This is a genomic window from Gordonia sp. PS3 (assembly GCF_041950545.1).
Classification (GTDB): Bacteria; Actinomycetota; Actinomycetes; order Mycobacteriales; family Mycobacteriaceae; genus Gordonia; species Gordonia sihwensis.
Map to the genome: position 1 here is coordinate 3,225,105 of NZ_CP169524.1, position 22,840 is coordinate 3,247,944.

The window sequence follows — 22,840 nt, forward strand, 5'->3', positions numbered from 1 at the left end:
GTTTCCTAACCTCCCACTCGGATCGACGTGGTCGTACCCCAGATCGCCAGGCCCAGGAAGAAGTCCATCACCGCGATCAGCACCAGCGCCGTTCGCACGGCGTGACCGACGGCCACACCCACGCCGGCGGGCCCGCCGCTGGCGAAGTAGCCGTAGTAGCAGTGGATCATGATGATGACGAACGCGAATATCAGCACCTTGCCGAACGACCACAGGACGTCGACGGGTGGCAGGAACAGATTGAAGTAGTGGTCGTACGAACCGGTCGACTGACCGTTGAAGACCGTGTTCACCACGCGCGAGGCGAGGTAGGCGGCCATCAGGCCGAGCACGTACAGCGGGATCACTGCGATGAAGCCGGCGATGACCCGGGAGCTGACGAGGAATGGAATCGACGGCACTGCCATCACCTCGAGCGCGTCGATCTCCTCGGAGATCCGCATTGCGCCGAGCTGAGCGGTGAAACCGCAGCCGACCGTCGCCGACAATGCGAGACCGGCCACCAGGGGTGCCACCTCACGGGTGTTCACGTACGCCGACAAGAAGCCGGTCAGTGCCTGCGAACCGATCTGGTCGAGGGCCGCGTAGCCCTGCATACCGACCACGACGCCGGTGAATCCCGACATCAGGACCATCACGCCGATCGTGCCGCCGATGACGGCCAGACCTCCCGAACCGAAGGCGACCTCGGCCAGCAGGCGCATCACCTCTCGGGTGTAGTGCACCAGGGTCCGCGGGATCCAAGCGAGCGTGCGCGCATAGAACGACATCTGTTCGCCGGCGCCGTCGAGGAGCTTGAGCGGACGCCCGAGCTGCTTGCGGGTCTCGTAGAGCAGGTACTCCGGCCGGCTCTTGGCGATCGTCACACCACGAGTCATCACTAACCTACCTTCGGCGGAACGATCTGCAGGAAGACCGCAGTAATGATCAGGTTGGCGAAGAACAGCAGCAGGAAGGTCACGACGACGGACTGGTTCACCGCGTCACCGACGCCCTTCGGGCCGCCCTTCGGATTGAGGCCCTTGTAGGCCGCGACCACACCCGCGATCACACCGAAGATCACTGCCTTCAGCGTCGAGATGTATAGGTCGGGCAACTGAGCGAGCGCGCCGAACGAGGCGAGGTACGCACCCGGCGTACCGCCCTGCACGACCACGTTGAAGAAGTAGCCACCGCCGATGCCGACCACGGCGACGAGGCCGTTGAGCAGGACTGCGACGAGCACCATCGCCAGCACGCGCGGCACCACCAGCCGCTGGACCGGGTTGATGCCGAGCACCTCCATGGCGTCGATCTCCTCACGGATGGTCCGTGAGCCGAGATCGGCCGCGACCGCCGAGCCAGCGGCTCCCGCGACGAGCAGCGAGGTCACCAGCGGCGATCCCTGCTGCACGACGACGAGCACCGACGCCGCACCCGTGTACGACTCGGCGCCGAGCTGCTTGATCAGCGAGCCGGTCTGCAGCGAGACGATGGCGCCGAACGGAATCGCGATGAGCGCGGTCGGCAGAATCGTGACGCTGGCGATGAACCAGGCCTGCTGAATGAATTCGCGCAACTGGAAAGGCCGCACGAAAAGCTGGCGGGCGACGTCGACGAACAACTGGACGATATTGCCGGTTTGGGCAAGCGCGCCCTCACCGGCCTTCGCCAGTTTGTCGACGCCACGCGAGGTGGCACTCGTCATGCCTGGGTACTCCCCTGTCCATCAGACTGGTTGACGGCGGTCTCGATCGCAGCGGTATCGATCGGTTGCGTCTGAGCATCGTCAGCCGCGGTGGCGAGAACGTCGGTCGGACGTTCGATCACCTGGGTGTCAGCCTGGTCCTGCGCGGCCTGTACTGCCGCGGGGTCGCTGAAGTCGGTGTTGGCGAGGGCCACGAGCGTCGCAACGGACTCGGGGGACTGCGCGGCGCGCTCGTCCTCCTCGGCGATCGACGCGCGGATCGCGGCCTGAGCGTTCTCCGGCAGCGAGGGCAGCATGGCCAGCACGTTCGCGCGGTGGCGGATGGCCGCCTTGCGCACCGGCATGCCGGGGTTCGGCTGCACCTGCGCGATGATCTCGGAGAAGTCGTCCTTGGTGCCGCCGCCGGAGATACCCGCGGCCTGCATTGCCGCCTCCGCCGCCGCGACCGCCTCGTCCTTCTCCTCGGACATGCCGATGGGACCGAACCGGTCGCCGGAGAGGAACTGCTTGACCACCGGCTGCTCCGAGGTGAGCAGCTGCTCGCGCGGGCCGAACATGACGAGTTCCTTGCGGAACAGCATGCCGATGTTGTCCGGAATGGTGCGGGCGATGTTGATGTTGTGCGTGACGATGAGGATCGTGGCGTCGATCTCGGCGTTGATGTCGATCAGCAGCTGCGAGATGTATGCGGTTCGCACCGGGTCGAGGCCCGAGTCCGGCTCGTCGCAGAGGATGATCTCCGGGTCCAGGACCAGTGCGCGGGCCAGGCCGGCGCGCTTGCGCATACCGCCCGAGATCTCACCGGGAAGCTTGCCCTCGGCGCCCGCGAGACCGACCAGCTCCACCTTCTCCATTACGATGCGGCGGATCTCGTCTTCCTTCTTCTTCGTGTGTTCACGAAGCGGGAAGGCGATGTTGTCGTAGAGCGTCATCGAGCCGAACAGGGCGCCGTCCTGGAATAGGACACCGAACAGCTTGCGGATCTCGTAGAGTTCCTTGGCGGAGCACTCGGTGATGTCGGTGCCGTCGATGACGACCGAGCCCTGCTCTGGATGCAGCAGGCCGATCAGCGTCTTGAGGAAGACCGATTTACCGGTACCGGACGGACCGAGCAGGGCGTTGACCTCTCCGGCGGGCAGCGTCAGCGAGACGTCTCGCCAGATGTTCTGTGAGCCGAACGACTTCGTCAGTCCCTCGACCTTGACCTCAACACCCACAGTGTTCCTCCAGACCTTTCTAGGTACCACGTAGGTGAGGCGAGGCGCCTCGCTCCCCCTACAGAGTCTTCGCAGCCACCGACCTGGGACGGCTGTGGCTGCGGTCACTCTAACGCACCAGAGGTTCAAGTCACACTTCGGAGTCGGGAGCCGAACTCTGCTCCGAAGTTGCTGTACCCGCTAGTAACATCTTGGTGGCCTGAGAATACCCAAAGAAGCGGCGTGGTCCAAAGCGAACGCCGATCTGAAGCGAGATACCCGTCACACCAGCGGAAAGTGTGCCCAGCGGCCCCTCAGTGGCCCGCGATGTCGGCCCGGCCCCGGCGCCGCCTCGGGCGAAGACCACCCGCCCTGGGGTCGTTCAGCGGCCGCTCCGGCGGTCGCTTCGGCCGTCTCGACAACCGCCTGAGAGAACGACGAAAGCGGGGCTCGCAGGTATCCCTGCGAGCCCCGCCTCGGCGATCGCCTATGCGGCGATCTCGTGATCGTCGATCAGATCACTTGAGCGAGATCGAAGCGCCGGCCTCTTCGAGCTTGGCCTTGGCAGCCTCGGCGTCTTCCTTGCTGACCTTCTCCAGGAGAGCCTTCGGGGCACCCTCGACGAGATCCTTGGCCTCCTTCAGGCCCAGGCCCGAGACGACCTCGCGGACGACCTTGATGACCTGGATCTTCTTGTCGCCGGCCGACTCGAGAACGACGTCGAACTCGTCCTGCTCGGCAGCGGCCTCGGCAGCGGCGGCCGGAGCACCGGCGGCGGCGACGGCGACCGGAGCGGCAGCGGTGACCTCGAAGACCTCTTCGAACTTCTTCACGAAATCGCTGAGCTCCAGCAGGGTCAGTTCCTTGAACTGCTCGATGAGCTCGTCAGCGGTGAGCTTCGCCATGATGGCGTCCTTCCGTTAGATCCCCGCCGGAACGGGGGCGCCTGCGTCGCAGGCTGGTTCATGGGTGATCGGCCGGAGCCGAAGTGGAGAGTGCAGTGAGCTACGCGGCTTCGCCGCCGGCTTCCTGCTTCTCCTGCAGGGCCGCGGCGAGCCGCGCGACCTGCGATGCGGGCTGGGTGAACAGCCCTGCGGCCTTTGCCAAGTTGCCCTTCATGGCGCCCGCCAGCTTTGCCAGCAGGACCTCACGGGTCTCCAGGTCGGCGATCTGCTCGATCTCCGCCACGGACAGCGCACGGCCGTCCATGAAGCCGCCCTTGATGACCAGGTTCTTGTTGTCCTTGGCGAACGTCTTGATCGCCTTGGCGGCCACAACCGGCTCACCTTCGATGAAGGCGATCGCGGTCGGACCGGAGAACAGGTCGTCGAGACCCTCGAGGCCCGCCTCAGCAGCGGCGCGCTTGACGAGGGTGTTCTTGGCGACGGAGTAGGTAGCGCCTTCGCCGAGCGAGCGACGCAGCTCCTGGAGCTGCGGCACCGTCAGTCCGCGGTACTCCGTGATCACAGCAGCGGTGGAACCGTTGAACTGCTCGGTGATCTCTGCAACTGCAGAGACCTTGTCAGCCTTAGCCATACTTCGCCTCCTCTCGTGTCACATTCGTCGTGCCCCGGCGTACCGGGGCACCTCTGTCCAGAGAATGCGGTGGGAGGCGGGGGCGCTCGACGAGGGGTCCGCGAGAAATGAAAAACGCCCCGGGCAGGAGGCACGGGGCGCGCATAGCACGGCACAAAGGCCGTGAGATGGTCTCACCACGTTCATCCTGCGTGGGCCGCCGACTCGCATCGGGCCTTCGATCGGAAACGCTTCCGACAACCAACGGTCTCTGGTTGAACTGACGCAAAGTGTCCGACCTCGTCGGACTCATTGCACCGGCTAATAGGCTAACCGGCATGAGCCCCGATTCCAAATCGGCCGAGGTGCAGGCACAGGACCGAGCCGCCGCCGCACAATCCGCGATCGCCGCTCGCCACCTGCGCCGGGTCGGCGGCTGGCTGCCGTTCACCCGCATCGGCCGGGTCGCCTGGCCGATGCCCGGACGACCGCTCTCGCGCGAGCGCCTGACAGCGTCATGGAACTACTGGTGGCAGGCCCATCTGGTGGACCTGCTCGTCGACGGCGCCGTCCACCGGGAGGACCGGCGCTGCGCCGACGACGCCGCGGCGCTGCTGCGCGGGATCTGGGTGCGGAACGTCGCGCACTGGACCAATGCCTACTACGACGACATGGCGTGGCTGGGCCTGGCTCTCGAACGCGCCGGTCGCCATCTGCACGACACCGCGGGCGCATCGCACCGCCGGGCGCTGCACACGCTGCGGGACCGGATGCACGACGCGTGGTCACCCGAACTCGGCGGCGGAATCCCCTGGCGGACCACCGACTCGTTCTTCAACACCCCCGCCAACGGTCCGGCCGCGATTCTGCTGGCCCGCACCGGCCGACCCGACCGTGCCGTGGAGATGGCCGATTGGATCGAACGCGAACTGCGCCTGCCGTCGGGATTGATCGCCGACGGCGTGTGGTCCCGGCCGGACGGCACGCGTGAGCTGGACTCAACGGTCTTCACCTACTGCCAGGGCGTCGCCCTCGGTGCCGAGACCGAGGCCTTTCGCCTCACCGGTTCACCCGTGCACCTGGACCGTATCGACCGGATCCTGCGAGCAGTCGGCGACCGCATGACCGTCGACGGTGTGATTCGCGGCGCCGGCGGCGGGGACGGCGGCCTCTTCGCCGGCATCCTCGCCCGCTATCTCGCACTGGTCGCGACAGACCTTCCCCGTGAGGCGGCGGGCGCCGGCGAACTGCGTTCAGCGGCGGCGGGACTGGTCCTCACCGCGGCACAGGCCGCGTGGGACAACCGCGCCACCGACCCGCAGGGACTGCCGGTCTTCGGACCGGACTGGCACAGGCCGGCGCGTCTGCCGGACGCGACCGGCGCCGCGGCGCAGAGGATCGGCGGCGCAGTCAAGTCGTCGAGCGTCCCCGAACGGGATCTCTCCGTTCAGATCTCGGCCGGAATCCTGCTCGAGGCGGCTGTCTCGGTCACGATCGGGTCAAGCGAGCACACCGGTTCGGCAACCCCGGATTAACGATCTGGCTGTGCATCGTTTTAGATTAGGGAGGACGCCCGCGTGACTCACGCCACACCGATGCGCTCGGGCCGACTCCAGCCCGCACTGTGACGAATGCAAAGGGGGGACGTGAGAATGACGCTTCAGTACGACCTGGGCGGCCTGGCCGAGGGGCAGAGCGGATTCGCAGTCCCGCAGGAACGTCCGGCTCTGATCCCGGCACCCGACTACCGCGATGCCGCCGGCGGAGTCGCCGGCCTCGAATGGCGTCGAGCCGTCGACGGGCCGAAGCCCTATCCGCGCGTTCACATCGACCGCAGCATTCGTCTCACCATGAGCGACGGGGTCACCCTGCGCGCCACGCTCGTCCGGCCGGCGAATCGGTTCGGTCAGCCGATCCGCACTCCCCTGCCGGCGATCCTCAACATGAATCCCTATAACCGGGCAGTGCTGGACGGGCTCGACCACGCACTGCACGCTCCCGTGATCGGCAAGACCGTCCAGACCGCCAGCGCGATGATGGTCGCCGACGAGGGGCCGCTCGCCGGCGCCACGCGCATCACGCGCACCTTCTCCAAGGGGCTGTGGGACGTCTTCGGCATCAACCGGAATCTGGTGCGCGCCGGGTACGTACAGGTCCTGGTGGACGTCCGGGGCACCGGAACCTCGCACGGCAAATGGCAGATCCTCGGCTCCCGCGAACAGCAGGACAGCCTCGAGGTGATCGACTGGATCAGCGCTCAGGACTGGTACGCCGACGGCGTCGGGATGACCGGATGGTCGTATTCGGCCATCAACTCCCTGCAGACGGCGGGACACCGCCCCGAGGAACTCAAAGCCGTCTTCGCCGTCGAGGGCAGCGAGGACGTGGTCCGCGACATCTACATCACCGGCGGTATGCCGTCGGCCTTCATCCCGCTGTGGCTGGCACTGGTCAACGGGCTCAAGTGGCTGCCGAACCCGGCCACCGCCGTCGCCGACGTGCTGCGCGGCGACGCGTACCGGTGGCTGTCGGCGCGCGTGAAGTCTCCGGCCACGGAGATGCCGTCGCTGATGTGGGGCTTCCTGACCGCTCGAGACGACCGGATCTTCGACGATCCGTACTTCGCCGAGCGCGATCCCGCGATCGAGAACATCGTGTGTCCCACGTTCACGGTCGGCGGCTGGCACGATCTCTTCGGCCGCAGTGCCACGCGCGTCTACTCCAAGCTGCAGATGGAGCCCGGACGCAAGCAGGCGCTCATCGCCGACGGCTACCACCTCGACCCGGGGTTCGGTCACGAGCGCCCGTTCGCACCGCCCCGCCTCGACGTCCTCCAGCGGGCGTGGTTCGACCGCTGGCTCAAGGGCGTCGAGAACGGAGTCGACGCCTACGGACCGGTGACCCTGGAACAGCAGGGCGGCGCGTGGTCGTGCGGACCGTCGTTCCCCCGGCAGGAGGTGGCACCGCGGCGCCTGTTCCTGACCGAGGGGCCCACCGGAACCGCACTGCACGCGCAACACGACGGCACGCTGCGCAGTTCACCGGCCTCCCGGCGCCGCTCCCTGCGGATCCGGCCGAGCCTGCGCGGATTCGTCTCCCGCGATCTCGCGCAGGTGACCGCGGGCGCCGCCATCGTGCTCGGCGACAGCTTCGCGACCGATGCCCGCTTCCAGGAGGAGGCGGCCCTGTCGTTCACCAGCGAGCCGGTCGACCGGCCGACGCAGGTCTCCGGCGAGATGAATCTGCGTCTGAACGTCTCCACGACGGCGCACGAGGGGATCTGGGCCGTGACGGTCAACGACGTCGCACCCGACGGGACGTCGACCGTGCTGACCAACGGCGCACTCACGGCCTCCAACCGCGCGCTCGACCCGTCGCGGTCCACCTACACCGACGACGGCGTGCTGCTCGACGCGTACCACTACCTGACGCGGTCACGCCGGCTGCCCGTTCCCGCGGACGAGCCGGTCCGCATCGACGTCGACCTCGTGCCCACGGACGCGGTCCTGGCCCCGGGCCACCGGCTGCGGGTGGACGTGTACGCGGCGAGCCTGCCGCGCTATCTGACGATCGTCCCCGACCTGATCAAGGCCCGCGGGCGCCGTCAGCAGCTGGTCCTGGACCCGGCGAAGCCCAGCTACCTGACCTTCCAGACCGACGGCGAGCTCGGTGCCGCCCCGGTGCCGATCGTCGCCGCGACCGCGCAGCGGGGTTAGCGCGCCGACAGTCCGCTGTCGCCGAAGACGACGCGGTAGACCAACGCTGCCTCGGGCCCGAGGACCCGCTCGACGAGCCCGATCAGAGCTCCGACGAACGCCGGACCATGGGCCGGAGCGCCCACCTCGTCCAAGTGATGCGCCAACTCGTGCAGGACGACGAGTTCCCGCAGTGCCCAGCGACCGCCGGCCGAGTCCGGGACGGCGATGGTCGCGGTCGCCCGCTCGTAGTGCGCGGCACGTTCGCCTCGTCTCGTCCGAACCCGGACCGGGACGATCGCCCGAGTGAACTCCGCCCGAACCGACGGCAGGGCCAGAACGCGCCGGGCGTACGCGGAGACGTCGTCCACCGAACCGAACCTCGCCTCCGCGGGCAACGTCAGTTCGGTGCCGGCGAGCTGCACCGTATGCGCGCCGCCCGCCCGCTCGAACATCCGCAACACCAGGCGCTCAGCGTCGTACAGCCGTCGGCGCGTCTGGTCGCGGCTCACGATTCGAGCGCGCCGCGCGGCGCACCGAACTCCCGGTCGGCGCCGATGCGCGCGCGCCGGCCGGCACGGTCGCCGGCCTGGCGCGCGGCCGAAGAGTACCCGGCCGTGGCACTGCTCGCACGCCACGTTCCGCGGGCCTTCGATTCGGAGCGGTAGAAGTCCTTGATCTCCAATTGTTTGTCCCGCAGCGCGACCGCCGAGGAGACCGAGCGCGCCGGGCCGCTCTCGGTCTCGATGCGCACCGTCTCCCGCTGCTGTTCGTCGCGCGCCGCGCGGAGCCGGGTGCCGATCCGTGCCGCGAACGCCGATTGGAAGTTGAGCCGGGCGGTGATCGGCGAGAGCGCCTTCTCCTCGACCACACGTCGACGGCGGTAGCCCGCGGTCTTGGTGACCATCTGCCTGGCAGTCTCCCCCTTGTACGCCCCCGACTTCAGGTACGCATCGCTCGCGGCCACCATCTGAATCACCAGCGACGTGTACAGCGCCTCGCAGGCGTCGATGTCGGTCTCGAAGCCGTAAGCGATCACGAAGGTGGAATTGGACGCCACGTCGCATGTCACATCATTGGCCTGTGCGATCTGCACGAACAACTGCACGTATGTCCGCAGTCCCCGCTTGCCCGCCTTGCCGATCTCGATCTGCCGGGTGATCGGCGCGGCGGCCTTCCTGGCTGCGGGATCGTGCGCCCGGGCCATCGCGAGATCGATCGAGGCCGCCGTCGCGAGCCGCTGAGCGGCCGCCATGAACGCCTCCGCCTCGTGCTCGTTGTCCGTGCCCTCCGCCTGCCGCAGGAGACCGCCGATCCGGGTGAGCAGTTTGTCGTCGCGCATGAGTCACAGGCTATCGGGGCACCGTGACGTCTCCCAGGCCGCTGTCCACAGGCCCACGCGTTCGACGCCGGCGCTGTACGGGCCCTGCGCACAATGCGCGAAAGGCGACTAACGCACACAACCTCGACTGTGATTCACGTTACGACCAGAGTGCTCAAGTGGCGGGTCACACGACCTTCCGGAACTTCACGGCACGAAGGAGCACGCAATGTTGGTAGCGCTCGGGTTGGCGATGGTCGCCACCTTCATGTTCCTGATCATCACCAAACGCGCGACACCGGTGGTCGCGCTCATTCTCGTCCCGGTCGCGTTCGCCCTGTTCGCCGGTGCCGGACTCGGGGTCAGCGACATGATCAAGGACGGCATCGCCGACCTCGCCCCCACCGCCGCGATGCTGTTCTTCGCGATCATCTTCTTCGGACTCATGATCGACGTCGGGCTCTTCGACCCCATCGTGCGCTTCATCGTCCGACTGGTACGCAACGATCCCGCTCGCCTGGTGGTCGGCACGGCGGCTCTCGCAGCCGTCGTCTCCCTCGACGGTGACGGATCGACGACGTTCATCATCACCACCGCCGCGCTGCTCCCGCTGTACTTGAAGCTCGGCGTCTCCCCGGTCGTGCTCACCGTGGTCGCCGGTCTCGCGAACGGCACGATGAACATCCTGCCTTGGGGCGGCCCCACCGCCCGCGCCGCGACAGCCCTCAAGATCGATACGAACGCGGTGTTCCTGCCGATGCTTCCGGCGCTGGCGGCGGGCATGCTGGTGGTCTTCGCGTTCGCATTCCACCTCGGTGTGCTGGAGCGCCGCCGCATCGGGCGGATCGAGATCCGGGAATCGGTGCTCGCCTCATCGCGCGGGGCCGGACGCGACGACATGCCTACCGGCGGCTCTGCCTCGATCACCGCCGCCGAAGCTGTCGGAACGCCGGCAGCCGATTCCTCGTGGGGTTCGGACGACGCGAACGACGGAGACTCGGCGCTCACCGGCGTCCTCGATCCCACCCGGACCACTCTTCGTCCCAAGCTGTTCTGGGTCAACGCGGCGCTGACGGTGGCGCTGCTGGCCGTGCTCGGCGCCGACATCATCGCGATCCCGGTTCTCTTCATGATCGCGGCCGCGATCGCCCTCGCAGTGAACTTCCCGCATCTGAAGGATCAGCAGGAGGCGATCACCCGGCACAGTTCGAGCATCGTCTCGGTAGTCGCCATGGTGCTGGCGGCCGCCGTGCTCACCGGCGTGTTCAGCGGCACCGGAATGGTCGACGCGATCGCTCGGTGGCTCGCGGACGGCATCCCCTCCTGGATGGGACCGCATATGGCCGTGGTGATCGGCGTCCTGTCGATCCCGCTCACCTTCCTGATGAGCAACGATGCGTTCTACTTCGGCGTGCTGCCGGTTCTGTCGAAGACCGCGGCCGAATACGGCATCGATCCGACCGAGATGGCTCGGGCGTCGATCACCGGCCAGCCCTTCCACATGCAGAGCCCGCTGGTCCCGGCGATCCTGCTGCTGGTCGCTCTCGCCGGAGTGAGCCTCGCCGACCATCACAAGCAGGTCCTCTGGCGCGCCGCACTGGTCTCGCTCGCGATGCTCGTCGTCGGCGGATTGATCGGCGCGATCCCGCTGTGACCCGGTGGCACGCGGTATCGCGACACTAGGCTGTCGCCATGCGGTTGCGAACTCAGGTGCTGCTGCTGCAGTTGGTCGTCATCGCGGTCAGCCTCGGCGTCGGCTTCGGCGCGGTGATCTCCGGGGCCGACGACCGGGTTCGCGAAGAGTACGGGCAGCGGGCGCTCGCGATCGCCGAGACCGTCGCCGTCGACCCCGACGTGGTCGCCGGCGTCGGCAGCCACCAGGGCACGTCGCTGCCGGCGACAGACTTGGTCGACGGACCGGTCCAGCGCCAGGCAGAAGCGGTCCGTCGCGCGACCTCCGCACTGTTCATCGTGATCGCGAACGCCGACGGCGTGCGATTGGCCCATCCTGACCCTGTGGAGCTGGGCAAGCACGTCTCCACCGACGCCGACCGCGTTCTGAGCGGCAAGACTGACCTGACGACCGACCGCGGCACGCTCGGCGAATCCGTCCGCGGCAAGGTGCCCATCCGTGGCGCCGGCGGACAGGTGATCGGATTGGTGAGCGTGGGCGTCTCCACCGGTCAACTCGCCGGCGAGTCCCGCCGCGACATCCTGACCACCGTCTGGATCGCGCTCGGCGCCATGGCGATCGGCACAATCGGATCGATCCTTCTCGCTCGGCGCTGGCAGCGCCTCACCCTCGGATTGCAGCCCGACCAACTCGCCGAACTCGTCCGGAACCAGGGTGCCGTACTCCACTCCTTGTCGGACGGCGTGCTGGCCGTCGACGCGACCGGCGTGGTGCGTGTGGCCAACGAGACCGCATGCGAACTCCTGTCCCTCCACCACCCGGTGGGGCGCCCGGTCGACGGCATCGGCCTCACGCCGCGGGTTCGCCGAGTCGTGTCCACTCCGACGCCAGATCCCATCGCCGCCACTGTCGGCGACCGGATCGTCCTGGTCTCGTCGCACCGCATCATCACCGAAGGGCAGGACCTCGGCACGGTGGTGTCGGTGATCGACCGCACCGACTTCGAAGCACTGGCGCGCGAGAACGACTCCATCCAGGTGATGAGCACTGCTCTCCGCGCCCAGCGACACGAGACCGCGAATCGGATGCACGTGCTCGCCGGACTCCTGCGGCACGGGCATGTCGACGACGCCCTCGACTATCTCGACGAACTGACCGGAACCGGCGCGAGCGGCGGACTCGACGGCATCGAGAACGTCACCGAACCCCACCTCCACGCGTTCCTCGAGGCGAAGGCGGCGCACGCCCGCGAACACGGCGTCTCCCTCCGTCTCGGCGACCAGACCTGGGTCACCGGAAGCCTCACCGATCCGGTCACCGTCACCGCCGTGGTCGGAAACCTGCTTGACCGTCGCCGACTCCGGCGCGGGCATCCCCTTCTCCGATCCCGAGCAGATCTTCGCCGAAGGGATCACCACCAAGACAGGCGCGGTCCCTGGCGGCCGCGGGTTGGGGATGTCGATCGTGCGACAGTTGGCGCGACGGATCGGCGGCGAAGTGCGCGTCGCGGACCCTGGAGGCCGCGAATCAGGTCACGGCGCGGTGCTGGTGGCCGGCCTTCCCGGCGTGATCGCGACCGAGCAGACCACAGAGCAGACAGCGGAGGATGAATCTGATGACTGAGACCGACTACGGGGTGCTCGTGGTCGACGACGACTTCCGGGTCGCCGCCCTGCACTCCGCGATCGTCGCCGCGGTGCAGGGCTTCCGCGTGGTCGCTCGCGCGGGCTCCATCGCGGCGGCGCGTACGGCACTGGCCGACCACCCCGAGATCGAACTGGTGCTGCTCGACGTGTACCTGCCGGACGGCTCGGGGATCGACCTGATCGGCGAACTCGATCGCGACTGCTTCGTCGTCGGCGCGGAGACCGATTCAGCCGCTGTCCGGTCGGCGATGCGCGCCGGCGCGCTGAGCTACCTGATCAAGCCCTTCGCCGACGCCGACCTCGCGCGCCGCCTCGCCGGATACATCCAGTACCGCCGTGTACTGGACTCCGCGGACGTCGATCAGTCTGCCGTCGACTCAGCGCTCGGAGCGCTGCGCTTCGGGAAGCCTGCCACCGCCAAGCGCAACGACAACCCCTCACCGACCGAGCAGCGCATACTCGACCTGTTCGGCCCGGACTCGGTGCTCTTCGCCGACGACGTGTCGGCCCGAGTGGGAGTCTCCGCGGCGACCGCTCGGCGCCATCTCGCAGCCCTGGTCGACTGCGGCGCGCTCCGGATGTCACTGCAATACGGCGGAACCGGCCGTCCGCGTCAGGAGTATCGCCGCGCCCGATGACGAGAAAAGGGGGCACCGCCGATCGGCGGTGCCCCCTTTTCTCAGGCTCTGCTGAGGATCAGGCCTCTTCGGTGAAGTTGCGCGAGACCGCGGGATCGACCTGGATGCCCGGGCCGGTGTTGGTCGAGACGGTGACCTTCTTCAGGTAGCGGCCCTTGGCGGCCGACGGCTTGGCGCGCATGATCTCGTCGTACGCGGCGCCGTAGTTCTCGGCCAGCTTGGCGGCGTCGAACGACGCCTTGCCGATGACGAAGTGCAGGTTCGCGGCCTTGTCGACGCGGAAGCTGATCTTGCCGCCCTTGATGTCGTTGACGGCCTTGGTGACATCGGTGGTCACGGTGCCGGTCTTCGGGTTCGGCATCAGGCCGCGCGGTCCGAGGACTCGCGCGATACGGCCGACCTTGGCCATCTGGTCCGGCGTCGCGATCGCGGCGTCGAAGTCGAGCCACCCGCCCTGGATCTTCTCGATCAGGTCCTCGGCGCCGACCTCGTCCGCACCGGCCGCAGCCGCCTCGGTGGCCTTGTCACCGGCGGCGAAGACGATGACGCGGGCGGTCTTACCGGTGCCGTTCGGCAGGTTGACGGTGCCGCGGACCATCTGGTCGGCCTTGCGGGGGTCGACGCCCAGTCGCATGGCGACCTCGACGGTGGCGTCGGTGTTCTTCGAAGACGTGTCCTTCGCAAGCGTCACAGCCTCCAGCGGGCTGTACAGCTTGTCGCGGTCGATCTTCTCGGCGGCGGCCTGGTAGGCCTTGCTCTTCTTGCTCATGTGCTCTGTTCCTTCTCCCCGCCGTATCGGCGGGAGTTAGTGGTTAGTGGGCCGAGCGCGGCCCTCCCACGGGGTGTTTCAGGTATCGGTCTCTCGGATGAGGGATTCAGCCCTCGACCGTGATGCCCATCGAACGCGCGGTGCCGGCGATGATCTTGGCGGCCGCCTCGATGTCGTTGGCGTTGAGGTCCTCGGTCTTGGTCTTGGCGATCTCGCGGACCTGGTCCATGGTCACCTTGCCGACCTTGTTGACGTGCGGCTCACCCGAACCCTTCTGCAGACCTGCGGCCTTGAGCAGCAGCTTGGCGGCCGGCGGGGTCTTGAGCTTGAAGTCGAACGAGCGGTCTTCGTACACGAAGATCTCGACCGGCACCACGTTGCCGCGCTGCGATTCGGTCGCGGCGTTGTACGCCTTGCAGAACTCCATGATGTTCACGCCGTGCTGACCAAGCGCCGGCCCCACGGGCGGCGCCGGGTTGGCCTGGCCCGCCTGGATCTGGAGCTTGATGATTCCGGCGATCTTCTTCTTCTTGGGAGGCATGTCCTCTTGTCCTTTTTCCTACAGATCCGCGCACGCTGGATACGCGGAAGTCTCAATTCTGGTCACAGCGCTCGACGGCTGCGGCGCGAGGTCAGAGCTTTTCGACCTGGTTGAAGCCGAGCTCGACCGGGGTCTCACGACCGAAGATCGAGACGAGCACCTTCACCTTGCGCTGTTCGGTGTTGACCTCGCTGATGGAGGCCGGCAGGGTCGCGAACGGTCCGTCCATGACGGTGACCGACTCGCCGACCTCGAAGTCGACCTCGACGAGGTTCGACGCGGCGGCGGCAGCGGCCTCGACGCTCTCGCCCGCAGCCGCGGCGGCCTTGGCGGCCTCCGCCTTGCGGACCTCGGCGCGCGGCATCAGGAACTGCACCACTTCCTTGATCGAGAGCGGCGACGGACGCGAGGTCATGCCCACGAATCCGGTCACTCCCGGGGTGTTGCGGACGGCGCTCCACGATTCGTCGTTGAGTTCCATCCGCACCAGGATGTAGCCGGGAAGCACCTTGCGGTTGACCTTCTTCGGCTGGCCGTTCTTGATCTCGGTGACCTCTTCGGTCGGCACCTCGACCTGGAAGATGTAGTCGCCGACGTCCAGGTTCTGGACGCGCGTCTCCAGGTTGGTCTTCACCTTGTTCTCGTAGCCCGCGTACGAGTGGATGACGTACCACTCCCCGGGCAGGCGGCGCAGCTGCGCCTTCAACTCGGCGACCGGATCGACGGCTTCGGTGACCTCGGCGTTCTGGTTCACGTCGTCAGCGGACACATCCACCGGCGTGGCCTCGGCGGTCTCGTCGCCGATCTCCGGCGATTCGATCTCGTTCTCCGGGGTGCTCACTGCCCCACGCTCCTTCGTTGGTCACTCGGGCTGGCCGCCCTGTAATAGTTGCCTGTCAGCCGAACACCAGCAGGGTCAGCTTGGCGAATCCGATGTCCAGGCCGGCGATGAACGCCGTGACCACCACGACGAACGCGAAGACGGCGATCACGTAGTTGACCATCTCGTTGCGAGTCGGCCACACCACCTTCCGCATCTCCGACACGACCTGCTTGAGGAAGGTCCAGATGCGGACGAACGGATTGCGGCTGACGCCGGTATCGGTCGCGGCGGACTCGGCGGTACGCTCTGCGACCGCGGTCGCAGAGCCGGCACCCCGACGGCCGCGCGCGGAGCGCTTGCCGCTGGGACGCAGTTCGGCGGAGTCGGACTGGGCGACGTCGTCGACCACCAGATCGTCGTTGACGTCTGAAGAAGCCTTGCGATCTCGCTTGGCCACCTTCTCACCGATCCCTTCGTCTGCTAGTGCCCCGGTGGGCAGGGGCGACAGGACTTGAACCTGCAACCTGCGGTTTTGGAGACCGCTGCTCTGCCAATTGAGCTACGCCCCTTTGCGCGGGCCCGTCGACCCACACTTTGATCCAAGGCTAACAAAACCAACGCGCCACCCTCAGGCAGCGCGTGATTCTGAAGCATCAGACTCAGATGAGTGTAGAGCAAAGCTGCCGCTCGCCCCAACTCGCCCCGACTGGGCGGCGTCAGTTGAACTGCACCAGCGCCTGCGCGCGGCCGAAGATCTTCCGCCCGGACTGCTTGGCGACCAGCGCGATCACTCCCCGCCGGGTCTGCGGGTCGAGAGACTTGACCTTGCCGCCGAAGTCCACCTGCGCCGCGCCGACCGCCGGCACGTAGACCGGACTGGTGAACCGCACGTTGTACTCGTGGATGGCCGCGGGGTCTCCGACGAACGAGCCGATGACGCTGGCACCGAGGCCCATCGTCTGCATTCCATGCGCCACCACGCTCTCGAGGCCGACCGCCTCCGCGACCTCCGGCGAGAAGTGGATGGGGTTCGGGTCGCCCGAGACGCCCGCGTAGTTCACCAGGTTTCCGAGCGTGAGGGTCTTGGTGACCTGCGGGAGTTCCTGCCCCACTTCGAGGGTGTCGAAGTCGATAGCCCCGTACGCCTTGGGCTCCACCACCGGGTCGGGCTCGTCGTACCTGCTGAACGGTCCGTGCACGGTCTTCCCGACCGCGGGATCGACGTCCACCTGCATCATCACTTCGTTGAGCTTCGCGACGAGTCCCGGATCCACATCCACCGAGGGTCGGGCGGCCACCGAGGTGAAGGTCGTCATCACCGGCTCCTCGTGCTGATTCCAGATGATGTTCTTGCTGACGAGCAGGTCGGCGCCCATCGACTGCCGGAACGACTCGAGCGAGACGTCGCAGACCAGCCGGTCGCCCAAGCGCATCGGCTGGTGCATGATCAGCCGCTGATCGGTCTGCATGATCTGCCACATGTCGTATCCGGTGATCACGTCGTCGAACAGCCTGCGTTGCGCGATGAGTCCGAGCACCGAGACGAAGGTCGGGTGCGCGAAGAGCGTGTCGTGGCCGAGCTTCGCGGCCTCTGCCTCGTCCCAGAACGCCGGATGGGAGTCCTGGACCGCCCGCGCATGCCTGCGGATGTCCTGACGACCGACTTCGTAGTAGTCGTCGACGGTGTACTTGAAACCGACCATCGACTTGGTGTGTTCAGCGACCTCCGCCGCGGTCGGATCGCCCATCGGCGCAGCCTCCAGTGGGTTGTCGACCCGAATGTCCTCCAGCTGACCGGTCACGGTGTCTCCTCACTCGGCGCGGTCAGGCCGCACGGCCCCGGCGATCGGTGTGGAACAAGGCCTCCGGGAAAACGATTCGCAACTGATTCGTTACGAAGATTGTCCACTCCGATCGGCTCCGGACAAAATCAAACGAGCCGTCTCACCAAGTGAGACGGCTCGTTGAAATGCTCGGGAGGGGTCGCGGAAGCGACGACGCCTCAGCGCGACTCCTTGTGAGTCTCGTGCTTACCGCAGTTCGGGCAGAACTTCTTCAGCTCGAGACGGTCGGGGTCGTTGCGACGATTCTTCTTGGTGATGTAGTTGCGGTGCTTGCACACCTCGCACGCCAAGGTGATCTTCGGCCGCACATCGGTTGAGGAAGCCACTTTGTTGCCTACTTTCGCGTCTTGCAGTTCTTCGGTCCCACGCTTGGGGGCCGAGGTCCCACCGTGCGCAGGCGGTATGTGTAGCGGTGGGGGGACTCGATCCCCCGACCTCACGATTATGAGTCGTGCGCTCTAACCAGCTGAGCTACACCGCCCTGTTCGGCCGCGACCGAGTCGGTCACAACCAAGCGAGCCCCCTGACGGAATCGAACCGTCGACCTTTTCCTTACCATGGAAACGCTCTGCCGACTGAGCTAAGGGGGCGTGCCGTCCGGGTCCAGCCTGCGAACAGTCCGTAACCGAAGAGCCTCAACGAGGTTACACACACGCTCTCAGTTTAACCAAAACCGCTGGTCACGCCGATTATGCGCGGTGCAAGTCCTCAGTGGCAGATATAGGATTCGAACCTATGTAGCTTGCGCGACGGATTTACAATCCGCTCCCTTTGGCCGCTCGGGCAATCTGCCGTGCCGCCGTCCACGAAACCGCTCCGCTCGCGCGGAGAAGCCGGTGAAGGCAACGGGTAGAAGAATACAACGTACCCCGTATGTCCGCGCAAATCTGCTGTTCAGACCGCTGATAGGCTGGTTCTCATGGCTGATTCTTCGTTTGACGTCGTGAGCAAGGTCGACCGCCAGGAGGTCGACAACGCCCTCAACCAGGCGGGCAAGGAACTCTCGCAGCGCTACGACTTCCGCGGCACCAACACCACCATCGACTGGTCCGGTGAAGAGAAGATCGTGATCACCTCCGACGCCGAGGAGCGCGCCCTGGCCGGCCTCGAGGTGTTCAAGGAGAAACTGATCCGTCGGGACATCTCCCTCAAGGCGTTCGACGCCGGCGAGCCCGTCTCCTCTGGCAAGACTTTCAAGATCACCGGAGAGCTGGTCCAGGGCATCGACTCCGAGCACGCCAAGAAGATCTCGAAGAAGATCCGTGACGAAGGCCCCAAGGGAGTCAAGGCTCAGATCCAGGGCGACGAGCTGCGCGTCTCGTCGAAGAAGCGCGACGATCTGCAGGCCGTCATCGCATTGCTCAAAGGCGAGGACTTCGGCATCGCGCTGCAGTTCGTGAACTACCGCTAGCCCTCACAGCTCGTCAGCGACAGACCCCGAGTCAAGCCGACTTGACACACTGATGACAAGTCGGCTTGACTTCTTGCATGCCCGAAACTCCGTCACCGGTGAAGGCGGCACGCACTCGAGCCGGTCTGCGGCAGGCAGATCTCGCCACGGCGGTGGGTGTCAGCCGGCAGACCGTGGTCTCGCTGGAGCGAGGCGACTACGCACCGTCGGTGTATCTGGCGATTCGGATAGCTCGGACCTTGAACAGTTCGGTCGAAGAGCTTTTTCCGCTACCCGAGGAGCACTGACATGTCACCGCAGACGAAGACCCTTCCCGCGCTCCTGCTGCGCAACACCGACGACTCGTGGGGCGACGAGCGCGAACGGGCCGTGATGCTCGAGGCCTACGCCTACGTGTTCATACTGGCGACGATCCTGCTGTGGACGCTGGCCGCGGTGTCCGCGTGGTTCGTTCCCGCCTGGGTCACCGTGGCCTTCTTCCTCGGACTGCTGATCCCGTCGGTCGAGTGGCAGCGGTACTGCCGGGCTCGCGGCGTCGACGCCCACGCCCTCGCCTACGGCGGCGAGTCGTGGGTGCGCACCGCTCTGATCGGCTGCTACTTCGGGGGCTGCGCGGTCTCGATGGCCACAGCCGTCATCGCCGAAATCGATCCCGGCGACGGCGTCGGCGGGGCCGTCGCCGGAGGAGTCGTCGGGGCCCTCGCCGCGGTGCTCGTCGGGCGCTGGGCGGCGAAGCGGAAGCAGGATCAGAACCGCTGACCGCCGTTGCGCGCCATCTCGTGGAGCCGCGCGATCCGGTCGGCGGTCGGCGGGTGCGTGGAGAACAGGCGCGACAGCTTCTCGCCGGGGCGGAACGGGCTCTCGATCATCAGGTGCGACTGGTTCGCCAGATCCGGCGTCGGAGGCAGCGGTGCGGCGGCGATGCCGCCCGAGATCTTCGAGAGCGCGGATGCGAGCGCCAGCGGATCACCGGTGAGCTCCGCGCCCGACGCGTCGGCCTGGTACTCCCGCGACCGGGACACCGACATCTGGATCACCATCGCGGCCACCGGACCGAGGATCGCGATCAGGATCATCGCCAGCGGGTTGGGCCCGTTGTCGCGGTTGCCGCCGAACGCTCCCATCCACATGGCCATGTTGGCCAGGCCGCTGATCACCGCGGCCATCGCGCCGGCGACGGAACTGATCAGGATGTCGCGGTTGTAGACGTGGGAGAGCTCGTGGCCCAGCACCGCCCGCAGCTCGCGCTCGTCGAGCAACTGCATGATCCCGGACGTGCAGCACACCGCGGCGTTCTTGGGATTGCGCCCCGTCGCGAACGCGTTCGGCGACTCGGTGGGACTGATGTAGAGCGCGGGCATCGGCTGGTGCGCCTGGGTGGCGAGGTCGCGCACGATCCGGTAGAGCTCAGGCGCCTGCACCTCGGTCACCGGCTGCGCGTGCATCGCCCGCAGCGACAGCTTCGCGCTGTTGAAGTAGGCGTAGGCGTTGGTGCCCACGGCGAGCAGAACCGAGAACACCAGGATGTTCGGGTTGTGGAACAACGCACCGATACCGACGATGATCGCGGACATCAAGCCCATCAACGCCGCCGTCTTGAGGCCGTTGAAATGCATGGCACCTCACTGTCAGAAGAACACTGTCCTTAGAACTTCATTCACAGTGGCAAACGTGCAGGACCACCCCGATAGTTCCAGCCGTTACCGCAGTCACTACGCGCGAAGAATACGCGAGTCGCGACGGTCAGCCGACGCGGTCGACCGTATAGCGCACGAGTGAGCTGAAAGCGTCGTTCGCCGGTCCCGCGGGCAGACCGGCGAGGAGCCCGTCGGCCTCGTCGGCCATCGCCTCCAGGCGAGCGCGGGCCTGCTTCATGCCCGCCGAGTCGACGAGCAGGTTCAGGGCCTCGTTCACCTCGCCGTCGTCGACGAGTGGTCGTGCCGCTCCGCTCTGCGGGTCGACGAGGAGCTGCGACAACCGCTCGCTGCCCGGCCCGTCGCCCGCGAGCGCCAGCAGCACCGGCAGCGTGTGGACTCCCTCGCGGAGGTCGGTGCCGGGCGTCTTGCCCGAGTCGCCGCTCACGGAGGCGATGTCGATGATGTCGTCGGAGACCTGGAATGCGGTGCCCACCACGTCGCCGAGCCGGGCGAGCGTGTCGACGGTGGTCGCGTCGGCGCCGGCGGTGTACGCGCCGAAGCGCCCGGCGGTCGCGATCAGCGACCCCGTCTTCTCCCACACCACCTTGAGATAGTGATCGATGGGGTCGCCGCCGGCGCTGACGCCGACGGTCTCACGCATCTGCCCGGTCACCAGTTCGGCGAAGGTGTCGGCGATGATCCGGACCGCCTCCGGACCCAGTGTCGACACCAGGTGCGAGGCCCTCGCGAACAGGAAGTCGCCCGCGAGGATCGCGATCGAGTTGGACCAGCGCGCGTTGGCGCTCGGCGCTCCCCTGCGCAGGGAGGCCTCGTCCATGACGTCATCGTGGTACAGGGTGGCCAGGTGGGTCATCTCGATGACGGTGGCCGAGGTGATGACGTCGTCGCTCCCCGGAGTCGTACCGAAGTGCGAGGCGAGGATCGCGAACATCGGACGGAACCGCTTGCCACCGGCCTTGGCCAGATGGGTGGCGGCTTCGACCAGGATGTCGTCCCCTGACGACAGCTCGCTGATCAACAGATCCTCGACGCGCTGAAGCGACTCCTGCACCTGCCCGGCGAACTCGCCGGTCCCGAGGTCCAGTCCGGCAAAAGTGGACTTCACGTGTTTGGCCCAATCCCATCGGTGATCCGAACGCCGCGGATTCGTCGTTCGGCGACACCAGAAGCGTAACTGCTCACGGCGACAGACATACTGGTCGGGTGACAAGCGCGACGCCCGGCGAAGCCGTTCCCGATTCCGCCGACCTTCTGGTGGTGGGCGCCGGACCCGCCGGTGCGGCGGCCGCAGCCCATGCCGCGGCCCGCGGATCGGATGTGGTGCTGCTCGACGCGGCGGTCTTCCCCAGGGACAAGACGTGCGGCGACGGGCTGACGCCGAGGGCGGTGACCGGCCTGCACCGGCTCGGCATGAGCGCTCTGCTCGACGGCCGTCCCCGCATCCGGGGCCTGGAGCTCAACGGCTGGGGCGCACGGCAGCGGGTCGACTGGCCGGCCGCCGACCGTTTCGGCGCGTACGGCAGCGCGATCGCCCGCACCGAACTCGACGACGCGATCCGCCGTTTCGCGCTCTCGCGCGGCGCCCGGATGGTGTCCGGGGCCAAGGCCGTCGGCGCGCAGCTGGTCGGCGGCCGGATCGAGTCGGTGACCGTGGGACGGGACGGTGAACGGCGTCAGATCCGCGTGCGGGACGTGATCGTGGCGGACGGTGTGCGATCGGCGCTCGGAAAGTCGCTCGGGCGCCGGTGGCACCGCGACACCGCGTATGGCGTGGCCGCGCGGTCGTACGTCGACTCGGGGAGGTCCGGCGACGCATGGATGGGCTCGCATCTCGAGCTCCGCGATCCGGACGGTGCGCTTCTGCCCGGTTACGGCTGGGTCTTTCCGCTCGGCGACGGAACGGTGAACGTCGGGGTCGGGGCTCTGGCCACGGCGGGCCGGCCGGCGTCGATGGCTCTGCGCCCGGTGGTGGAGCACTATGCGCGGATGGTGGCAGGTGACTGGCAGCTGACGTCGGCGCCGCAACGGATCGCTTCGGCGCTCCTGCCGATGGGCGGAGCGGTGAGCGGAGTGGCCGGAGCGAATTGGATGCTGATCGGTGACGCCGCCGCGTGCGTCAATCCGCTCAACGGCGAGGGGATCGACTACGCGATCGAGACGGCCGCCCTGGCGGTCGACATGCTGGAGTCGGAGCACGACTACTCGGTCGCGTGGCCGGGGCTGCTGCGGTCGGAGTACGGTGTCGCATTCGCCGCGGCGCGCCGGGCCGCGGGTCTGCTGACCGTCCCGCAGACGGTGCCGCTGCTCGGCCGGCCCGGGATCCGTTCGGCTCGGCTGATGTCGGCGGTGGTGCGCGTGATGGGCAATCTACTGACCCCGGACGACGCCGATCTCATCGCCCGAGCCTGGCGCGGCGCCGGCCGCATCGCTTCGACTCTGGAGGACCGGCCGCCGTTCAGCTGA

General features: G+C 67.2%; 23 protein-coding genes, 4 tRNA genes and 1 pseudogene. 9 read left to right on the plus strand and 19 right to left on the minus strand.

Annotated elements, in window-relative coordinates:
- Positions 1 to 5 precede the first annotated feature (5 nt).
- The 5 genes from ACE11G_RS14865 to rplJ all read right to left on the minus strand — a co-directional run bounded on the left by ACE11G_RS14865 (position 6) and on the right by rplJ (position 4,419).
- Positions 6 to 878, minus strand: coding sequence for an ABC transporter permease (locus ACE11G_RS14865; protein WP_045536585.1), 873 nt, complete (start codon positions 876 to 878; stop codon positions 6 to 8).
- Positions 879 to 880: 2 nt separating this feature from the next.
- A complete protein-coding gene (locus ACE11G_RS14870) occupies positions 881 to 1,687 on the minus strand; it encodes an ABC transporter permease (protein ID WP_006894400.1) in 807 nt (268 codons plus the stop codon).
- Entirely contained in the window at positions 1,684 to 2,904 is a 1,221-nt protein-coding gene (locus tag ACE11G_RS14875; RefSeq protein ID WP_045536583.1) for an ABC transporter ATP-binding protein, read from the minus strand. Before ACE11G_RS14875 ends, ACE11G_RS14870 begins: the two co-directional genes overlap by 4 nt.
- Before the next feature lie 497 nt (positions 2,905 to 3,401).
- The gene (rplL, locus tag ACE11G_RS14880) at positions 3,402 to 3,788 is read right to left on the minus strand and encodes a 50S ribosomal protein L7/L12 (protein ID WP_006894398.1); all 387 of its coding nucleotides are present in this window, start codon (positions 3,786 to 3,788) and stop codon (positions 3,402 to 3,404) included.
- Between the two features lie 100 nt (positions 3,789 to 3,888).
- On the minus strand, positions 3,889 to 4,419 hold the full coding sequence (gene rplJ / locus ACE11G_RS14885; protein WP_006894397.1) for a 50S ribosomal protein L10: 531 nt from the start codon (positions 4,417 to 4,419) through the stop codon (positions 3,889 to 3,891).
- A 317-nt stretch (positions 4,420 to 4,736) separates the two neighbouring features.
- Here rplJ and ACE11G_RS14890 point away from each other — a divergent pair, with 317 nt between their 5' ends.
- On the plus strand, positions 4,737 to 5,933 hold the full coding sequence (locus ACE11G_RS14890; protein ID WP_045536580.1) for a glycoside hydrolase family 76 protein: 1,197 nt from the start codon (positions 4,737 to 4,739) through the stop codon (positions 5,931 to 5,933).
- Positions 5,934 to 6,050: 117 nt separating this feature from the next.
- Entirely contained in the window at positions 6,051 to 8,114 is a 2,064-nt protein-coding gene (locus tag ACE11G_RS14895; protein ID WP_045536578.1) for a CocE/NonD family hydrolase, read from the plus strand.
- Here the strand turns inward: ACE11G_RS14895 and ACE11G_RS14900 are convergent.
- Together ACE11G_RS14900 and ACE11G_RS14905 are read right to left on the minus strand one after the other, a co-directional pair.
- Entirely contained in the window at positions 8,111 to 8,608 is a 498-nt protein-coding gene (locus tag ACE11G_RS14900) for a TIGR04338 family metallohydrolase (RefSeq protein WP_039866641.1), read from the minus strand. The two genes, ACE11G_RS14895 and ACE11G_RS14900, sit on opposite strands and share 4 nt — an antisense overlap.
- On the minus strand, positions 8,602 to 9,435 hold the full coding sequence (locus tag ACE11G_RS14905) for a DUF2786 domain-containing protein (RefSeq protein WP_006894391.1): 834 nt from the start codon (positions 9,433 to 9,435) through the stop codon (positions 8,602 to 8,604). The genes ACE11G_RS14900 and ACE11G_RS14905 overlap by 7 nt, the downstream gene beginning before the upstream one ends.
- 208 nt (positions 9,436 to 9,643) lie before the next feature.
- Here ACE11G_RS14905 and ACE11G_RS14910 point away from each other — a divergent pair, with 208 nt between their 5' ends.
- The 3 genes and pseudogenes from ACE11G_RS14910 (at position 9,644) to ACE11G_RS14920 (ending at position 13,331) form a co-directional block, all read left to right on the plus strand.
- Complete coding sequence (locus ACE11G_RS14910) at positions 9,644 to 11,068, plus strand: CitMHS family transporter (protein WP_045538059.1); 1,425 nt, start codon at positions 9,644 to 9,646, stop codon at positions 11,066 to 11,068.
- Positions 11,069 to 11,106: 38 nt separating this feature from the next.
- Positions 11,107 to 12,670 (plus strand): annotated as a pseudogene (locus tag ACE11G_RS14915) (ATP-binding protein).
- On the plus strand, positions 12,663 to 13,331 hold the full coding sequence (locus ACE11G_RS14920) for a response regulator (protein WP_039866639.1): 669 nt from the start codon (positions 12,663 to 12,665) through the stop codon (positions 13,329 to 13,331). The pseudogene ACE11G_RS14915 and the gene ACE11G_RS14920 overlap by 8 nt, the downstream one beginning before the upstream one ends.
- A gap of 58 nt (positions 13,332 to 13,389) precedes the next feature.
- Here ACE11G_RS14920 and rplA read toward each other — a convergent pair whose 3' ends face one another.
- The 10 genes from rplA to ACE11G_RS14970 all read right to left on the minus strand — a co-directional run bounded on the left by rplA (position 13,390) and on the right by ACE11G_RS14970 (position 18,101).
- Positions 13,390 to 14,100, minus strand: coding sequence for a 50S ribosomal protein L1 (gene rplA / locus ACE11G_RS14925; RefSeq protein WP_006894385.1), 711 nt, complete (start codon positions 14,098 to 14,100; stop codon positions 13,390 to 13,392).
- 106 nt (positions 14,101 to 14,206) lie between these two features.
- A complete protein-coding gene (rplK, locus tag ACE11G_RS14930) occupies positions 14,207 to 14,641 on the minus strand; it encodes a 50S ribosomal protein L11 (protein ID WP_006894383.1) in 435 nt (144 codons plus the stop codon).
- A 91-nt stretch (positions 14,642 to 14,732) separates the two neighbouring features.
- Positions 14,733 to 15,482 carry a transcription termination/antitermination protein NusG gene (nusG, locus tag ACE11G_RS14935; RefSeq protein WP_045538057.1) on the minus strand — a complete coding sequence of 250 codons (750 nt, stop codon included), beginning with the start codon at positions 15,480 to 15,482 and terminating at the stop codon, positions 14,733 to 14,735.
- A gap of 55 nt (positions 15,483 to 15,537) precedes the next feature.
- Positions 15,538 to 15,921 (minus strand): preprotein translocase subunit SecE, encoded by a 384-nt coding sequence (secE, locus tag ACE11G_RS14940; protein ID WP_006894379.1) that lies wholly within the window; start codon positions 15,919 to 15,921, stop codon positions 15,538 to 15,540.
- Between the two features lie 39 nt (positions 15,922 to 15,960).
- A tRNA-Trp gene (locus ACE11G_RS14945) sits at positions 15,961 to 16,033 on the minus strand.
- A gap of 147 nt (positions 16,034 to 16,180) precedes the next feature.
- Positions 16,181 to 17,266 (minus strand): fused (3R)-hydroxyacyl-ACP dehydratase subunits HadA/HadB, encoded by a 1,086-nt coding sequence (locus ACE11G_RS14950; RefSeq protein ID WP_006894377.1) that lies wholly within the window; start codon positions 17,264 to 17,266, stop codon positions 16,181 to 16,183.
- Between the two features lie 200 nt (positions 17,267 to 17,466).
- On the minus strand, positions 17,467 to 17,634 hold the full coding sequence (gene rpmG / locus ACE11G_RS14955; protein WP_006894375.1) for a 50S ribosomal protein L33: 168 nt from the start codon (positions 17,632 to 17,634) through the stop codon (positions 17,467 to 17,469).
- An 81-nt stretch (positions 17,635 to 17,715) separates the two neighbouring features.
- Positions 17,716 to 17,789: transfer RNA gene (locus tag ACE11G_RS14960), tRNA-Met, on the minus strand.
- Positions 17,790 to 17,825: 36 nt separating this feature from the next.
- A tRNA-Thr gene (locus tag ACE11G_RS14965) sits at positions 17,826 to 17,898 on the minus strand.
- Positions 17,899 to 18,020: 122 nt separating this feature from the next.
- Positions 18,021 to 18,101 (minus strand) — tRNA-Tyr (locus tag ACE11G_RS14970).
- A gap of 126 nt (positions 18,102 to 18,227) precedes the next feature.
- On the opposite strand from ACE11G_RS14970, the gene ACE11G_RS14975 reads away from it, so the two are divergent.
- The 3 genes from ACE11G_RS14975 (at position 18,228) to ACE11G_RS14985 (ending at position 19,478) form a co-directional block, all read left to right on the plus strand.
- Positions 18,228 to 18,719 (plus strand): YajQ family cyclic di-GMP-binding protein, encoded by a 492-nt coding sequence (locus tag ACE11G_RS14975; RefSeq protein WP_006894373.1) that lies wholly within the window; start codon positions 18,228 to 18,230, stop codon positions 18,717 to 18,719.
- A 77-nt stretch (positions 18,720 to 18,796) separates the two neighbouring features.
- A complete protein-coding gene (locus tag ACE11G_RS14980; protein ID WP_045538055.1) occupies positions 18,797 to 19,006 on the plus strand; it encodes a helix-turn-helix transcriptional regulator in 210 nt (69 codons plus the stop codon).
- A 1-nt stretch (position 19,007) separates the two neighbouring features.
- Positions 19,008 to 19,478, plus strand: coding sequence for a hypothetical protein (locus ACE11G_RS14985; RefSeq protein ID WP_006894372.1), 471 nt, complete (start codon positions 19,008 to 19,010; stop codon positions 19,476 to 19,478).
- Here ACE11G_RS14985 and htpX read toward each other — a convergent pair.
- Together htpX and ACE11G_RS14995 are read right to left on the minus strand one after the other, a co-directional pair.
- Positions 19,466 to 20,335, minus strand: coding sequence for a zinc metalloprotease HtpX (gene htpX, locus ACE11G_RS14990; protein WP_045538053.1), 870 nt, complete (start codon positions 20,333 to 20,335; stop codon positions 19,466 to 19,468). The genes ACE11G_RS14985 and htpX overlap by 13 nt on opposite strands.
- Positions 20,336 to 20,462: 127 nt before the next feature.
- Entirely contained in the window at positions 20,463 to 21,482 is a 1,020-nt protein-coding gene (locus ACE11G_RS14995; RefSeq protein WP_006894368.1) for a polyprenyl synthetase family protein, read from the minus strand.
- A 98-nt stretch (positions 21,483 to 21,580) separates the two neighbouring features.
- Between ACE11G_RS14995 and ACE11G_RS15000 the strand changes: the two genes are divergently transcribed.
- Entirely contained in the window at positions 21,581 to 22,840 is a 1,260-nt protein-coding gene (locus tag ACE11G_RS15000; protein WP_045538051.1) for a geranylgeranyl reductase family protein, read from the plus strand.